This window comes from Actinomadura rupiterrae (assembly GCF_024172125.1).
In the GTDB taxonomy this organism is placed as follows: domain Bacteria; phylum Actinomycetota; class Actinomycetes; order Streptosporangiales; family Streptosporangiaceae; genus Spirillospora; species Spirillospora rupiterrae.
The window spans coordinates 216,423-232,048 of sequence record NZ_JAMZEA010000003.1 but is presented as its reverse complement, the minus strand read 5'-3'; the positions used below and the strand labels follow the sequence as shown (position 1 = coordinate 232,048).

General features: G+C 72.2%; 13 protein-coding genes and 1 riboswitch. Of the genes, 4 read left to right on the top strand and 9 right to left on the bottom strand.

The features are described 5' to 3' along the window. Nucleotides 1-3: 3 nt before the first annotated feature. Nucleotides 4-657 carry a MarR family winged helix-turn-helix transcriptional regulator gene (locus tag FHU30_RS09935; RefSeq protein WP_253874323.1) on the bottom strand — a complete coding sequence of 218 codons (654 nt, stop codon included), beginning with the start codon at nucleotides 655-657 and terminating at the stop codon, nucleotides 4-6. Nucleotides 658-719: 62 nt separating this feature from the next. On the opposite strand from FHU30_RS09935, the gene FHU30_RS09930 reads away from it, so the two are divergent. The 3 genes from FHU30_RS09930 to FHU30_RS09920 all read left to right on the top strand — a co-directional run bounded on the left by FHU30_RS09930 (nucleotide 720) and on the right by FHU30_RS09920 (nucleotide 3,287). Next, nucleotides 720-1,991: an amidohydrolase family protein gene (locus tag FHU30_RS09930; protein ID WP_253874321.1), complete on the top strand. Its 1,272-nt coding sequence runs from the start codon at nucleotides 720-722 to the stop codon at nucleotides 1,989-1,991. Nucleotides 1,992-2,068: 77 nt separating this feature from the next. After that, complete coding sequence (locus tag FHU30_RS09925) at nucleotides 2,069-2,839, top strand: Mut7-C RNAse domain-containing protein (RefSeq protein WP_253874319.1); 771 nt, start codon at nucleotides 2,069-2,071, stop codon at nucleotides 2,837-2,839. Between the two features lie 52 nt (nucleotides 2,840-2,891). Further along, nucleotides 2,892-3,287, top strand: a complete 396-nt coding sequence (locus FHU30_RS09920) for a (deoxy)nucleoside triphosphate pyrophosphohydrolase (protein WP_253874317.1) — start codon at nucleotides 2,892-2,894, stop codon at nucleotides 3,285-3,287. Nucleotides 3,288-3,470: 183 nt separating this feature from the next. Here FHU30_RS09920 and FHU30_RS09915 read toward each other — a convergent pair whose 3' ends face one another. Beyond that, on the bottom strand, nucleotides 3,471-4,472 hold the full coding sequence (locus tag FHU30_RS09915) for a C40 family peptidase (RefSeq protein ID WP_253874315.1): 1,002 nt from the start codon (nucleotides 4,470-4,472) through the stop codon (nucleotides 3,471-3,473). Between the two features lie 8 nt (nucleotides 4,473-4,480). Next, nucleotides 4,481-4,650, bottom strand: a riboswitch (cyclic di-AMP (ydaO/yuaA leader). A 271-nt stretch (nucleotides 4,651-4,921) separates the two neighbouring features. Here FHU30_RS09915 and typA point away from each other — a divergent pair. Beyond that, nucleotides 4,922-6,778, top strand: a complete 1,857-nt coding sequence (typA, locus tag FHU30_RS09910; protein ID WP_253874313.1) for a translational GTPase TypA — start codon at nucleotides 4,922-4,924, stop codon at nucleotides 6,776-6,778. Nucleotides 6,779-6,943: 165 nt separating this feature from the next. Here the strand turns inward: typA and FHU30_RS09905 are convergent, their stop codons facing one another. The 7 genes from FHU30_RS09905 to FHU30_RS09875 form a co-directional block, all read right to left on the bottom strand. Then, a complete protein-coding gene (locus FHU30_RS09905; protein ID WP_253874311.1) occupies nucleotides 6,944-9,016 on the bottom strand; it encodes a DUF8189 domain-containing protein in 2,073 nt (690 codons plus the stop codon). Nucleotides 9,017-9,208: 192 nt separating this feature from the next. Beyond that, nucleotides 9,209-9,934, bottom strand: a complete 726-nt coding sequence (locus FHU30_RS09900; protein ID WP_253874309.1) for a hypothetical protein — start codon at nucleotides 9,932-9,934, stop codon at nucleotides 9,209-9,211. A gap of 61 nt (nucleotides 9,935-9,995) precedes the next feature. After that, nucleotides 9,996-10,736 (bottom strand): hypothetical protein, encoded by a 741-nt coding sequence (locus FHU30_RS09895; RefSeq protein WP_253874307.1) that lies wholly within the window; start codon nucleotides 10,734-10,736, stop codon nucleotides 9,996-9,998. 193 nt (nucleotides 10,737-10,929) lie between these two features. Beyond that, nucleotides 10,930-11,091, bottom strand: coding sequence for a hypothetical protein (locus FHU30_RS09890; RefSeq protein ID WP_253874305.1), 162 nt, complete (start codon nucleotides 11,089-11,091; stop codon nucleotides 10,930-10,932). A 153-nt stretch (nucleotides 11,092-11,244) separates the two neighbouring features. Next, a complete protein-coding gene (locus FHU30_RS46965) occupies nucleotides 11,245-12,504 on the bottom strand; it encodes an FHA domain-containing protein (protein ID WP_253874303.1) in 1,260 nt (419 codons plus the stop codon). A gap of 23 nt (nucleotides 12,505-12,527) precedes the next feature. Continuing rightward, nucleotides 12,528-13,238 carry a 4Fe-4S single cluster domain-containing protein gene (locus tag FHU30_RS09880; RefSeq protein ID WP_253874301.1) on the bottom strand — a complete coding sequence of 237 codons (711 nt, stop codon included), beginning with the start codon at nucleotides 13,236-13,238 and terminating at the stop codon, nucleotides 12,528-12,530. 25 nt (nucleotides 13,239-13,263) lie between these two features. Beyond that, a complete protein-coding gene (locus FHU30_RS09875) occupies nucleotides 13,264-15,138 on the bottom strand; it encodes an AAA family ATPase (protein ID WP_253874298.1) in 1,875 nt (624 codons plus the stop codon). Nucleotides 15,139-15,626: the final 488 nt, after the last annotated feature.

Sequence of the window (15,626 nt, the reverse complement as noted above, 5' to 3'; positions counted from 1 at the left end):
GCGTCAGCGGCGGGGGGTGATGGGGGCGAGGACGTCGCGGAGGGCGTCGGCGGCGGCGCGTAGCTTCTCGTACGGGACGGGGCCCAGGACGTCCTCGTGGGCGGCTCCGCTGGCGTCCATCGCGCGGTCGGTGATCTGGAGCCCGTCGGCGGTGAGGCGGACCCAGCGGCCCCGGCCGTCGCCCTCGTCGGTGCCGCGTTCGACGTAGCCGGCCTTCTCCAGGCGTTGCAGGACGTTGCTGGTGCCGCCGGACGTGAGCAGCGCCTGCTTGGTGAGGTCGGTCGGGCGCACCTGGTAGGGGCTGCCCGCGCGGCGCAGGACGGCGAGCACCTCGAACTCGGCATAGGTGAGCCCGAGTTCGGCCAGGTCGGAGCGGACGGCCTGGTGGACGAGCCCCTGCAGCCGCGCGGCCCGCTTGCCGACCTCCAGCATGGCGATGAGCGTCTCGTCGAGCCCCTCGGCGCGCCACCCGTCCACGAGCGGATCGACCTCGTCCCGGAGCCTCCGGCCGCTTCCCCGGCCCTGCTCGTCCCGAAGGCCCTGCTCGTCCCGAAGGCCCTGCTCGTCCCGAAGGCCGCGATCGCTCGCGCGGGCCTGGTCGTCGCGGAGGTCCGAGCCGCCCTGTTCGGCGGCGAGGGGGTCCGGGTGGTTCTGCACGCGGTCGAGGATACTCGGCGGCGATATTGCTTTCTGAAAAGCTTCTCTCTAAGCTTTCGCGCATGACAACCCCTCTGCTGATCAAGGGCGGGCTGGTGCTCGCCCCGCGCGTCCTCGGTATCGCCGACGTCCTCGTCCGGGACGGGCTGATCGCCGCCGTCGGTCCCGACCTGCCCGTTCCGGACGGCGCGGAGGTGATCGACGCGTCCGGGCGGATCGTCCTGCCCGGCTTCGTGGACACGCACCGGCACATGTGGCAGGGCGCGGTCCGCGGCGTCCTGCCGGACACGACGCTGTCCGCCTACCTCGACCGAGTGATCGGACGGACCGCCCCCGCGTTCCGTCCCGAGGACATCCACGCGGGCGTGCTCGGCTCGGCGCTGGAGGCCCTCGACTCCGGCGTCACGACCGTCGTGGACTGGTCGCACGTCCTGAGCACGCCCGAGCAGGCCGACGCGAACGTCCAGGCCCTGCACGACGCCGGGATCCGCGCGGTCTTCGGGTACTGCCACACCGCCGGCGAGGCGACCCGCGCCGCCGAGTCGCGGCGCCTGAAGGACGCGTGCGGGGACGGCCTCCTCCGGATGGCCGTGGCCGCGCTCGGCCCCGACTTCGGCGACCTGGACCGCGCCCGCGAGGAATGGCTGGCCGCGCGCGACCTGGGCGTGATGATCACCACGCACATGGGCGGCCACGGCGCCGAGGCCGCGACCGCCGGGCACGCCTTCCTCGACGCCAACGACCTGTGGACGCCCGGCACGATGTACGTGCACGCCAACGACTACACCGACGAGCAGTTCAAGCGCATCGCCGACCACGGCGGGACGGTCGCCGTCTCGCCCGCGATCGAGACCGCCATGGACTTCAGCCTCCCCGTCACCGGACGCTCGCGCGCCGCAGGTGTCCCGACCGGGCTCAGCGCCGACGCGGTCACGAGCGCTCCCGGCGACATGTTCACCCTCATGCGCGCCGCCTACTTCACCGAACGCGCCCGTCCGGACGGTGCCGGCCTGGGCTTCACTGTCGCCGACGCGCTGCACATGGCGACCGCCGAAGGCGCCCGGGTCGCGGGCCTGGACGGCGTCACCGGGAAGATCGAACCGGGCCTCCAGGCGGACCTGGTCCTGCTCCGCACCGACCTTCCGGGGATCGCCCCCGTCCACGACCCGGTCGCGGCGGCCGTCCTCTACGCCGACACCCGCGCCGTCGAGACCGTCCTGGTCGGGGGCCGCACTGTCAAGCGCGACGGCGAACTCCTCGCCGACGTCCGCTCCGCCCTCGACCACCTCACCGCAACCGCCGAACACATCGCCCAAGCAACAGCCGCGAACTGAACCCCACGGCCGGGGCGGAAATAGAGGGGTGGCGGGTGGGGTGGGCGTGACATGCTGGCGGCGTGGACGAGCCGGACATGACACTGGAAATCGCGCCCGAACTCCTCCTGTTCCTGCCCGCGTCGCGCCGCCGGGAGCGGCAGCGGGTCGCCTGGGACGGGACGTCGAGCCTGGGACACGTGATCGAGTCCCTCGGCGTCCCGCTGCCCGAGGTCGGGACGCTGACCGTGGACGGCGCGGCGGTCGAGGCGTCGCACCGCCCGCCCTCCGGCGCGGTCGTGCGGGTCGCGCCGGTCGCGCGGCCGCAGGACGTCCCGCTGGAGCCGGGGCAGGCGGCCCCGCGCTTCCTGCTGGACGTCCACCTCGGCACGCTGGCCCGCCGGATGCGGCTGCTCGGCCTCGACACCGCCTACCACAACGACATGGACGACCCGGAGCTGGTCGTCCAGGCGAACGCCGAGCGGCGCGTCCTGCTGAGCCAGGACCGCGGGCTGCTGATGCGCCGCGCGCTGTGGTTCGGCGCGTACGTCCGCACGCCCCGTCCGGACGACCAGCTGCGCGACCTGCTGGAGCGGTTCGCGCCGCCGCTCGCGCCCTGGACGCGCTGCACGGCCTGCAACGGCGTGCTCGTCCCGGTGGACAAGGCCGAGATCGAGCGGGAGCTCGCCGAGGGCACGCGGCGCAGCTACGACGCCTACGGCCGCTGCCCCGACTGCGGGCGCGTCTACTGGCGCGGCGCGCACGGCGACCACCTCGAAGCGATCGTCGAGACGGCCCTGGAGACCGTCGCCGCGTCCCGCGCGGCCGCCCCGTCGTCCACCTGGCGCTCCGCTCCGTCATCCACCTAGGGCTCGCCCCGGACGCCACGGGAAGGTCAAGGACGCGGCATGATGGCGGTCCATGAGCGTGAGCGTGGTGGTGGGAGCGGCGATCATCTCGGACGGCCGGCTGCTGGCGGCGCAGCGGGCCGAACCGCCGGAGCTGGCCGGCGGCTGGGAGTTCCCGGGCGGCAAGGTCGACCCGGGGGAGAGCGACGAGCAGGCGCTCGTCCGCGAGTGCCAGGAGGAGCTGGGCGTCCAGGTCCGGCTCGGCGACCGGGTCGGCGGCGACTGGCCGCTGGTGCTCGGCGGCGCCGTCCTGCGCGTCTGGACGGCGTCCGTCGTGGCGGGCGGCGAGCCCAAGGCCCTGGAGCACCTGGCGCTGCGCTGGCTCGCCCTGGACGACCTCTACGACGTCGACTGGCTCCCCGGCGACCTCCCGGTCGTCGAGGCCATAGCGCCCTACCTCGCGCGCTGACGACAGGCCCGGCGGAACGGCCTCGCGAGCGCGCCCTGCTCGTCCCGCTGACGACCGCGCTCTGCCTGTCCTGCTGAGACAGGGCCGGGGCGTAACGGCGAAGACCGGTGGCCGCTGTTCGCGGGCACCGGTCTTCGGCGTGGGGCTTCCTGGACCGGCCCGAGGGCCTGTCCGGGAGGGGGATTACTCGATGCGGTTGGCGCCCGCGTAGTCGGAACGGTCCGACAGCTTGGAGACCTTCACCACATCGCCGGTCTGCGGGGCCTGGAGGAACAGGCCGCCGCCGGCGTAGATGCCCATGTGGTGCAGGTCCGAGCCGAAGTACACCAGGTCGCCCTGCTGCAGCGAGTCGCGGCTGACCTTGGTGCCGAGGTCGAACAGGTCGCCGGTGTAGTGCGGCAGGCCCGGCTTGCCGACCTGGGCGTAGGCCCAGATGACCAGGCCGGAGCAGTCGAAGGTGGTGGGGCCCGCGGCCGCCCAGACGTAGGGGGAGCCGAGCTTGGTCAGGGCCTTGCGCAGCATCTTCTGCGGCAGGCCGCTGCCCTTGACCGTCACCGTGTAGCCGGACGTGGGGTCCTTGGTGCGGGTGATGTTGAGCTTGTCCAGCAGCTTCTGGACCTGGTCGATCTTGCCCTTGGTGGTCTTGCGGGCCGCGTCGGCCTGGTCCGCGGCCTGCTTGACCTTGGCGGTCTGCGCCTGCGCGTCGGACTTGGCCTTGTTGGCCTGGTCGATCAGGGTCTGCAGCCGCTCGACCGCGCCGGCGCGGTTCTGCGCCAGGTAGGCCGTGTCGGACAGGCCGCCGTTGTCGCCGGACGCGAAGATCATGTCCGGGCCGCCGCCGCTCATGTACTGGTTGGCGGCGACGCGGCCGAGCGCGGCACGGGCCGGGGCGGCCTGCGCCTCCAGCGCGTCCGCCCGGCGGGTGGCGTCCTGCTCCGCCTTCTGCGCCTTGCCCAGGTCCACGCGGGACTTGTTGTACTGCTCGGTGAGCTTCTCGGCCTCGTCCTGGAGCTGCTGGAGCTGCTTCTTCAGGTCGGACTCGGTGGGCTTGCCCGTTGCGGACGGGGAGGGCGGCGCGGCGGGCGGCGCGGCCTGGGCGGGGCCGGGTGCGGCGACGCCGAGTCCGAGCGCGAGGACGGTGGCGGCCGCGAGTGTCACGCGGCGGCGCTGGGGGTCCTTGGCCAAAGCCGGTGTTCTCCTCTTCGTGTGCCGCCTACCGGGTTAGCTGACGGGTTCGGGCCAGGAGTCGCCCTACGCCGCACGGCACCTCGCCGTCCCTCTTGGGGACGCTCCGTGACGTGCGCCGATTCACCCCAGGGGTGTGGGTCCCCGGTTCCCTTGCGGGACTCGGCGGTCCGGTCGCAGCCCCGGGGGCGGGGCTTCGGCACGGCCGGATCTGCGGGGCAGACTACAAAGGAAGTTCAAAAATGGCCAAACAGTCACGCAAAGTGTCCACGTGTGAACGTTTGGTACCAATGGGGCGCGAGGGTGGACGGGGGTCCGGACGCCCGCCGGGACCCGGGTCTTCACCCGGGCGACTCCCGGTGGACGGACGGGTTCCTTGGACGGCCGAGTAGACTAGGGCTGTCGCACGTCTGCGGCCGATCCCGAACTCGAACCCAAGGCGAGACCGCATGCCCTTCTCCACGCGCGACGACCTCCGGAACGTCGCCATCGTCGCCCATGTCGACCACGGCAAGACCACGCTGGTCGACGCCATGCTCTGGCAGTCCGGCGCGTTCCGCGAGAACCAGGACGTGGACGACCGCGTCATGGACTCCAACGACCTGGAGCGTGAGAAGGGCATCACGATCCTGGCCAAGAACACCGCGGTCCGGCACGCCGGGATGACGATCAACATCATCGACACCCCCGGCCACGCCGACTTCGGCGGCGAGGTCGAGCGCGGCCTGTCCATGGTGGACGGCGTCGTCCTGCTGGTGGACGCCAGCGAGGGCCCGCTCCCGCAGACCCGGTTCGTCCTGCGCAAGGCCCTGGAGGCGCGGCTCCCGGTCATCCTGGTCGTGAACAAGACCGACCGGCCGGACGCCCGCATCGACGAGGTCGTCGACGAGACCTACGAGCTGTTCATGGACCTGGACGCCGAAGAGGACCAGATCGAGTTCCCGATCGTCTTCGCGTCCGGCCGCGCGGGCCGCGCGTCGCTGACCAAGCCCGCCGACGGCGAGATGCCCGACAGCGAGGACCTGGAGCCGCTGTTCACGGTCATCAAGGAGACCATCCCGGCGCCGTCCTACGACCCGGACGCCCCGCTCCAGGCGCACGTCACCAACCTGGACGCCTCCAGCTACCTCGGCCGGATCGCGCTGTGCCGCGTGCACAACGGCACGATCAAGAAGGGCCAGCAGGTCGCCTGGTGCCGGCACGACGGCAGCGTCGAGCGGGTCAAGATCACCGAGCTGCTGATGACCGAGGCGCTCACCCGCAAGCCCGCCGACGAGGCCGGGCCGGGCGACATCATCGCGATCGCCGGCATCCCGGAGATCATGATCGGCGACACCATCGCCGACGCCGAGGACCCGCGCCCGCTGCCGCTGATCACCGTGGACGAGCCCGCGATCTCGATGACCATCGGCACCAACACCTCGCCGCTCGCCGGCCGCGAGAAGGGCACCAAGGTCACCGCCCGCCTGGTCAAGGACCGGCTCGACCGCGAGCTGGTCGGCAACGTGTCGCTGAAGGTGCTGCCGACCGAGCGCCCGGACGCCTGGGAGGTGCAGGGCCGCGGCGAGCTGGCCCTCGCCATCCTGGTCGAGAACATGCGCCGCGAGGGCTACGAGCTGACCGTCGGCAAGCCGCAGGTGGTCGCCCGCGAGATCGACGGCAAGAAGCACGAGCCGGTCGAGCGGCTCACCGTGGACATCCCCGAGGAGCACCTCGGCGCGGTCACCCAGCTCATGGCCGTCCGCAAGGGCCGCATGGAGCACATGACCAACCACGGCACCGGCTGGATCCGGATCGAGTTCCTGGTCCCGGCGCGCGGCCTGATCGGGTTCCGCACCGAGTTCATGACCGAGACCCGCGGCACCGGCATGGCGCACCACGTGTTCGAGAAGTACGAGCCGTGGTTCGGCGAGCTGCGCACCCGCCCGACCGGGTCCCTGTCGTCCGACCGCGCGGGCGCCGCGACGTCCTACGCCATCCTGAACCTCCAGGAGCGCGGCACCTTCTTCGTCGGCCCGACCACCGAGGTGTACGAGGGCATGATCGTCGGCGAGAACTCGCGCGCCGACGACATGGACGTCAACATCACCAAGGAGAAGCAGAAGACCAACGTCCGCTCCTCCACGGCCGAGACCACCGAGACGCTGACCCCGCCGAAGATCCTCACCCTGGAGGAGAGCCTGGAGTTCATCCGGGACGACGAGTGCGTCGAGGTCACGCCCGGCTTCGTCCGCATCCGCAAGATCGTCCTGGACAGCAAGGAGCGCGAGCGCATCCGCGCCCGCGCCAAGCGCAACGCCGGCTGACCCCCGCCCAGAACCAGAGAACGGCCCCCGCCAGCTTGGCGGGGGCCGTTCTTCGCGTTCCGACCGAACCGACGCGGGCACGCGTCTGCCGACGCGGGCCGGGATCGGCCTGTGCGGGTTGGGGTCGGCCTGTGCGGGCTGGGGTCAGCCGTGCGGGCGGGTGGGTCAGCCGGCGCGGGTCCAGTCGGTGAAGGACGTGGCGGTGGACGGGGTCGTCGCGCGCATCGTGTAGAGGTGGGCGTCGCCGCCGAACGCCAGGACGACCAGACGGCCGTCGGCGTCGTAGGCGAGGGCGGGCGACCCCATGACGTCCGCCCGGTGCGTGGACCACGCGTACGGGCCGTACGGGGCGTTCTGGACACCCAGGGCGAGCGCGCCGTCGGTCGAGCGGGCCGCGAGGACGGTCCGCTGCCCGCTGCCTGCGGCGGCGGTGCCCTCGAACGTCATCGGGCCGCCGAGCGCGTCGGGGCGCTGGCCGTTGTCGGACTGGGTCAGCGTCGAGGCGGCCCCGGCGGCGGGGTAGTAGATCCGCGCGGCGCCGGTCGCGTCCACCACGCCGGTGATCGGCCCGGCGGGCGGGCCGCCCGTGCCGCCGTCGACCCGGACGAACGGCTCGCCCGGCTCCTGCTGCCGCCACCGCGCGACGCCGGTGTCGGTCGGCGCGAAGATCTCCACCCGGCCGGACGCGTCGGCGACGGCGGCGACGCCGTCCCGGACGCCCTTGGCGGCGAGGGAGGCCCAGCGGCCGGCCCAGGCGCCGCCGCGGCGCTCCTTCACGCTCACGCCGCCGTCCAGGTTCCGGACCGCGACGGCCATGTCGCCGTTCGGGGAGACCGCGACGGCGGGGGAGCCGACCATGAGGCCCGCGCCGGGATCGGGGTTGCCGAGCGACCACCAGGCCGTCCAGCCGCCGCCCGGCGTCTGCGAGGCGGTCACGATGGCGTCGTCGGACAGGCGCAGCGCGAACAGGTGGATCACGCCGCGCTGGTCCCGGACGGCCGTGACGTACGGCGACAGGCCGCCGGCCGGGCCGAACCGCGGGCCGGTCCACGGGCCGCCGGGCCGGGCCTGCTGCCACTGCGCGATCCGGCCGTCCAGGACGGCGAACGCGTTGAGCCGCCGGGCGCCGTCGAGGACGGCCCAGTTCGTCCCGTTCGTCCAGCGGGTGTACTGGCGCGAGTAGAACAGGTTGTAGAAGGTCGGGTTGTTCGGGCTCGGCCCCGGGTCGTTCACGCCGTTGGCGCCGAGGTAGGTCAGGAACAGCTGCTTCTTCACCGGGCCCATCGGCCCGAGGTTCGGCGGGGACGTCCGGACGTTGTAGTCGCGGTAGAAGCGGACCAGGACGTTCCCGTCCCGCTGCGGCCCGGTGTAGCGCGCGGCGGCCTCGGCGACCAGGCGGCCCGCGCCGCGGTGGTCGGTGTGGTCGCCCATCGCCCCGACGATGTGCGTGAACTTGCCCTGGACCGGCGGCGACTTCGGGTCCTGCGCGGTCACCACGGTCGGGCCGAACCGCTGCATCAGCCAGAGCAGCGCGTTCTCCAGCTGCTGCTTGGTGTACCGCTGCCGGACGTACCGGGGGTCGCAGCCCGTCCCGTCGGTGTGCTCGGAACCGAGCGTCGTCGCCGCGCCGACGCCGTGCTGGAGCTCCTCCAGCGACGAGGTGTGGTCCATCGCCGGACGGTCCCCGGCCTCGTGCAGCTTGAAGAAGACCAGGCGGATCTCGGACGAGCCGTTAAGCGTGTCCAGCTCGACGGTCTGGCCGCTGGGGAGGCGCAGCGGCGTCCGCGTCCACTGGTTCGGCATCTTGGCATTGCGCGCCCAGGCGGCGCGCGCGCCGTCCTCGCGGTGCATGCCGTAGACGCAGCGGTTCTTGTAGCGGCGGCCGTTGGCCTCGCCGCTGGTCAGGTACACCGTCGTCGCGTCGACCGCGGCCGAGCGGATCATGTCCGGGAACAGGAACAGCGAGTCGTCGTCCTCGTGCGCGACGACCTGCATGAAGCGGCCGCCGGGAGCGGACCAGCGCCCGCCGGTCCCGCCCGCGGGCTCGGCGGGGAGCGCGCCCTGCCCGTCCGGCGGGTGGACGCCGTCCGCGAACGCGCCGCGCGCGTCCTTGGCCAGCCCGCGATGCGTGCTGCTGGCCTTGCTGTGGCCCTCCGGGAACGCGGCGACCAGCGTCGACATCACACCGAGCGCGCCCAGGGCGAGGATCGCCTCGACGGCGCGGATCCCCCGTTTCAACCGACCTCCCGGCCGTTCAGCGGCTCGCCGGAACGGACCGTGCCGTTCGCGTGACGCCGAGCTATGAAATTGCCACAAACATGCATATTGGAGGATGCACGAGTCAGCCGTAAGGTTGCGCTTCTCAGGTCACGAATGGACAACGGTGGCCCGGAAACTCCGGACCGCCGCGATGCCACTACGGAACGCGCTCTATCGAACGTTAACGAACGTCGCCTTCAGAGGCGAGTCATAGTAGTGAGTCTTGTCACCGAAATACTCGTAGCTGAACGAGGCATCACGCGGGATGCGGAAGCGGCCGCTGAAGTGCCCCTTCGAATCGGTCTTCGGGCGGGCGAACCAGTACCACTTCTTCTCGCCCTTGAACTTCACGTACAGGTAGACGCGCTGGCCCTTGAACGGGACATAGTGGCCCGGCGTGGGGTCGTGCTTGAGCGTCCCGGAGAAGTAGACGTAGCCGTTCTTGCGGATCGACTTCGGCGTCACCTTCCAGCCGAAGGTCAGCGCGTTGATGCGCTTGTCCAGGACGATCGGGCTGGTGGACGGCGCGAGCGTCGGGTCGCCGGGGAAGCGGACCCGGTACTTGCCGTGCGAGCAGTACACGGTCAGGTCGCTGGAGAACGATCCGCCGGCCTGCGTGATCAGCGGCTTCTGGCCCTTGCCGGGCTTGACCGCCTGCCACTTGTGCCACTGGTACGAGTAGCACTCCGCGACCAGCCACTTCCCGGCCGGGACGGTCGTGCCGGTCGCGGTGACCTTGCCCCAGATCTTCAGCTTGGCGTCCCACGTGGTGGACATGCCGAACGTGACCTTGGTCGGGGTCTTCGCGGCGGGCGTGGCGGCCGCGTTGGCGGCGGGGGCCGCCACGAGGGAGGCCGCGGCGGCGGCCGTGCTCGCGAGGAGCAGGGACTTGCGCATGGACATCACTTTCATCGGATGCGGCGGGGGAGACGGGGGTGCGGGCCGGGTCCGCGAGTGGTCAGCGGGGCGAGATGAGGACCGGCTTGACCAGGTAGGTGACGTAATGGGTTGAGTCGCCGTAGAAGGTGTACGCGACGTAGATCGGCTTCGCCTTCGCGCCGACGTGCACGCGGGTCTGGAAGAAGCCCTTCGAGTCGGACTTGTAGTTCGAGAACGCGTGCCAGAGCGACATGTCGTTCAGGCAGTCGCCGCCCTTGAGGCAGTACTCGACGGAGACGTGCCGTCCCTTGAGGGCCTTCCAGGACGTCCCGGGCTTCTCCTGGAGGTAGCCGCGGACGGTGAACGACGAGCCGCGGCGCGGACGGGTCGTGGAGACCTTCCAGCCGGCGACGCGGGTCGCGATCCGGCGGTCCCGGACCTCGCCGGAAACGGTGGCGGCGAACGTCGGGCCGCCCGCGAAGCGGACGCGGTAGTAGCCGTCCTCGAAGATCACGGCGGTGTGCCGGGCGTCGGTGGCGAACGTCCCGTCGGCCTTGGTGAACAGGGCCTTCGGCATGGCGCGCCAGTGCTTGCGCGCGTCGTCGGCCGTCTCGATGACGATCTTGCGTCCGGCGCCCACCGGCTGCCCGGCCCGCGTGGTCAGCTTGCCGGACAGGCTGAGCTGCCAGGTCGCCTTCGTGCTGACCGTGAGGCCGGTGATCTTGGTGGGGACGGCGGGGGCGGCATGGGCGGCGGCGGGGACGGCCAGCGAAAGGGCCGTGACCGTCGCCGCGCCGAGCGCCAAGGAGGCAGTGCGCATGGGTCTCATTCCTGATCGTTCGCGCGCCCGGTGCGGAGGCGCGAATGCAAGACGCCGCAGCTCACACCCCGGTTGCCCCCACACGGATCACAAAACTGCAAAGCCACGCGAACCGCTCCGGCCCGCCGTCCCGCGAGGCGTCGCGGCCGCCTCGTGGAGCGTCCAGGCCACCTCGTGCCGGTCATGCCATCCGTCAGCGGACGGAGACGTAGGTGCCCTTGAGCGGCGAGTCGTAGTAGTGGGTCTTGTCGCCGTCGTAGATGTAGGCGAAGGTCGCGCCCTTGTAGAGACGAAAACGTCCGGTGAAGTGTCCCTTGGCGTCCGTCTTCGGACGCGCATTTCCGGCGAACCGCACGCGGAACCAGCCGTGGGCGCACCCGGTGACGCCCTTGAAGGTGAACGCGCCGCCCGCCGCTGGCGGTTCCGCGCGTGGTGTTGGGGGGTGCGGAAGCGCCGGGGTCCTTTGCGGGCCCCGGCGCTTCCGTGGACTACTTGGTGCTTTCGTGGGCTAGTTCAGGGTGACGGTGCCGGCTACGTCGGCGGCCAGGCGGAGTTGGTCGCCGTCGCGGAGCGGGGCGTCCACCCGCGGGGGGAGGCGCTCGCCGTTGATGAACGTGCCGTTCGTGGAGCCCTCGTCGCGGACCCAGGCGGTGCCCTGCTGGTCGAGCCAGAGCGTCGAGTGCCGCCGGGAGACGTTGTCGTAGGGCGTGAACGTCGCCGCGACGGGGGACTGGCCCGCGTCCCGGCCGAGCACCAGGGTCTGCCCGATCGCGATCTTCAGCTCGCCGGTCGGGAACTGCACCCGCAGCGTCGGCGCGCCCTTGCCCGGCAGCGGGCGCAGGCACGAGTCGCACTGCGCGGCGGACGGGTTGCTCAGCACCGCCTCGCAGTACGGGCACATCATCGCTGTGTTGTCGGGACGGCGCCCGCCCTGGCCGTCCGACGGCAGGAGCGTCTGCTCCCGGCCGTACGGCTGGCCGCCGGGGCCGTTCGGGCCTGCCGGCGGGCCGTAGCCGGGCTGCGGCGAGCCCCACGGGTCCTGCGGCGCGGGCGGGGGCGGGGAGCCCCACGGGTCCTGCTGCTGCGGGGCGGGCGGCTGACCGTAGTCGGCCTGGCCCCCGTGCTGGGGCTGTCCGTAATCCGGCTGACCGCCGTGCTGCGGGGGCTGTCCGTAGTCCGGCTGGCCCCCGTGCTGCGGCTGGCCGTAGTCGGGTTGCCCGCCGTGCTGGGGCTGACCGTAATCGGGCTGCCCGCCGCGTCCGTAGTCGGGCTGGCCGCCGTGCTGGGGCGGCTGGCCGTAGTCCGGCTGACCGGCCTGTTGCGGCTGGCCGTAGTCGGGCTGGCCGCCGCCGTGCTGCTGCGGGGGCTGGCCGAAGCCGCTGCCCTGCTGCTGCGGGGGACCCCACGGGTCCGGCGACTGCTGCTGGGGCGGGCCCCACGGGTCCGACTGCTGCGACGGCTGCTGGGGACGTTGCGGCTGACCGTAATCCGGCTGCGGCTGGCCGTAGTCGGGCTGGCCGCCCTGCTGGTACGGGGGCTGCCCGCCCTGCTGCGGGGGCTGTCCGTAACCGCCCTGCTGCCCGTACGGCGGCGGGCCGCCGGGCTGTCCGCCGCCGTGCTGGCCGTGCTGGCCGGGCGCGGGCGGCGGCGTCGTGCGGGGCGGGGCCTGGTCGCCGTAGCCCTGGCCGCCGTGCTGGTGCTGCTGCTGCGCACCCGGACGGGCCAGGTTCGCGCCGCAGCTCAGGCAGAGCAGGTCTCCCGGCTGCACCGGTTCATTGCAGTATGGGCAGTTCATGGTCTCCACGACACTTCCCCCGCGCGCACTCCGGCCTGTTCCAGCGTCGTCATGAGGTGATCGAGGTCACCTCGTCGCGGGATCCCGATGTAGTACACCCGCCTTCCCTCCGGCCCCTCGTCCACGGACACCTGCATGCGGGGCACGTCGTCCCGGTTCGCTTCCTCGCCGGCCGCCTCCGCGTAGCGTCGCCGCCCGAGCTCGGACAGCGGCACGACGCGCTGGTTGGCCGACCCCCTCCAGAGTAGGGACCCTCCGGGTGAGTGTCGCCCCTCCGGGTTGAGCCGGTCGACGTACGGCCCCGTGATGACGGCGTCGCACCTGTTCAGGATCTCGCGGGCCGCGAGGGAGCGCGAGAGCCGTGTGTAGACATATCCGCTGTAGACGAGAATGTCCAACGGAATGCTCTCATGGCCGAGCTCCGCCTGCCAGGCGCGCACCCCCCGCACCAGCTCCAGCACCGCCTCCGGCTGCTGGAACGGTTCACCGCCCGAGATCGTCACCCCGTCCAGCGGCGCGGGCAGCGACCGCAGCCAGCCCAGGACGGCGTCCACCGGGACGGCCTTGGCGGCGTCGGCCTCCCAGGTGTCGCGCGACAGGCACCCCTGGCAGTGCAGCGTGCAACCCTGCGTCCAGATGCCCGCCCGCGTCCCGGGCCCGAGCGTGGTCACGGGGTAATGCGCCTTGGCGAGCAGGAGATCCGTCACATCCGTCCCCTCACACCGCTTCCGCTCATGCGAGGTCCAGGTGGACGATGCTGCCCTCGCGGCGGATGCCGGTGACGGTGATCTTCTCGTCCGGGGTGAGGTCGCGGTCGAACAGCGCGCGGGCGAGCGGGTTGACGAAGAACGACTCCAGGGCCATGCCGATGCCGCGTCCGCCCTTGTCCAGCTCGGCGGTGCACCACTCGCGCAGCGTGCCGAGCGGCTCGCCCTTCACCGACAGGACGAGCCGGTGCTCCTCGGTCACCCGGCGGCAGATGTTGGCGAACTGGAGGTCGAAGATCCGGTCCGCGGCCTCCGCGCCGATGAAGTCGAACACCACGATGTTGTCGCCGAACCGGTTGAGCAGCTCCGGCCGGTTCAGCACCTCGGTGAAGTGGTCGGCGACCGCGCCCTTCATCCGCTGCTCGACGTCCTCGTACGGCATGCCGGGCATCACGTTGCGGACGCGCGGCGCCGGGCCGCCGCCGGTGTCGTGCGCCGGGACGAACATCCCGAGGTTCGAGGTGAACACCAGGATCGCCTCGGAGAAGTGGACGGTGTTGCCGCGCCCGTCGGTGAGCCGCCCGTCCTCCAGGATCTGCAGGAACTTGTCCAGGATCCGCGGGTGCGCCTTCTCGATCTCATCGAAGAGGATCACCCGGAACGGGTCCTCCCGGACGGCGTTGGTCAGCTCGCCGCCCGCCTCGTGCCCGACGTAGCCGGGCGGCGCGCCGATCAGCCGGTCCCCGGAGCCCTCGCCGGAGAACTCGCTCATGTCGAACCGCAGGTAGGCCGACTCGTCCCCGAACACCAGCTCGGTGATCGCCTTGGCCAGCTCGGTCTTGCCGACACCGGTCGGCCCGGCGAAGAACAGCACGCCGCGCGGCCGCGACCCGGACCGGGTCGCCTGCGCCCCGGACAGCCCGAGCACGGCCCGCTTCAGGATGTCCAGGGTCTTGGTGACCGCCTGCGGCTGCCCGATCACCCGCTCCGGGACCTTCTTCTCGCCCTCCAGGACGCGCCGCCGCAGGTGCCCGCGGCTCCACGGGTTGTCGAGGACGCCGAGCTTGTAGGTGCGCACCGCGTCCGGCAGGTCGGCGAGCGAGACGTTCCGCTCCTTCGCCAGCCGGGTCACCTCGATCATCGACTGGAGGGTCAGGCCGTCCGCCTGCTCGGCGAACGCGTCGCACGCGCGCGCCGCGACCTCGTCCGTTCCGACGTCGGACACCCCGAATGCGCGGGCCAGCAGCCGCGCGGTCTCCTGGCGGTCGCCCAGGTGCGGGCGCAGGATGGTGATCTCGCGCACGTTCTCGTTCTCGGCGGTCAGCCACGGCGGCAGGTCGCCCGGCCGGTCCACCAGCCAGACGACCGGGTTGTAGAGCGGCTTCGGCCGCTGCCCCGCCACCCGCACCGGACGCGCCGTCCGGGACAGCCGCGCGCAGAACCGAAAGAAGTCTCGCTCGGCGGGCTCCAGGTCGGTCGGTGTCCGCGCGATCCGGGACGCCGAGTCGATCAGGAACGCGGCGCGGACGTCCTCCGCCGGACGCGCGACCGCCGCGAGCAGCCGGGTCAGCGCCTCCAGCGACGGCTTGTCGTCCGGCTTCACCTTCCCGAGCAGCCGCTGCGCCTCGTCCGCCGCCGACGCCGGATGGATCTGGACACCGTCCACCGCGTCGTAGACCACCATGAACGAGAAGCCGCTGGACCGCAGCGACTCCCACATCAGGTCGCGCAGCGGCAGCAGCCGCGCGGGCGCGGTGCCGTCCCCGGGGGCGAGGAAGCTGTCGTACAGGTTCCCCGACAGCACGTACTGCGAGTGCACCGCCAGCGTCGCGTCCAGCTCGCGGATGAACGGCGGCCACCCGGGCAGCCGCCCGCCGAGGGTGGGGGACTCGATACTCACGCTCACTTCTTCCGGTAGTCCGTCGGGGCTCGTCGTCCAGCGATTATCGTCCACCCCGCCCCGCCCCGGTCACCCCTCACCGCATTCACCCGCCCGACCGAGCCCCCACCCACCCCGATCCACCCAACCACCCACCCCGCCCACCCGCCCGGACGGGCGCTACCCGCTCCACTCACCTGCCCAGTCCGGCCACCTGCCCAAAAGGGCGACTGCCTGGTTCGGTCACCTGCCTGGTTCGGTCACCTGCCTGGTTCGGTCACCTGCCTGGTTCGGTCACCGGCCCGGCCCGGTCTGCCGTCCCGTCCGGCCACCTGTCCAGAAGGGCGGCTGCCCGGTCTAGTCACAGGCCGGTCCGGCCGCCTGTACCGTCTGGCCACCTGCCTGGTTCAGCAAGCTCCGGATCTGGTCACCTGTTTGGCCGAGGAGGCTGCCGGGGGGGCATCGGTGTCCAGGCGGGCCAACGGCTGAGCCGATCATCGGTGGGGCGG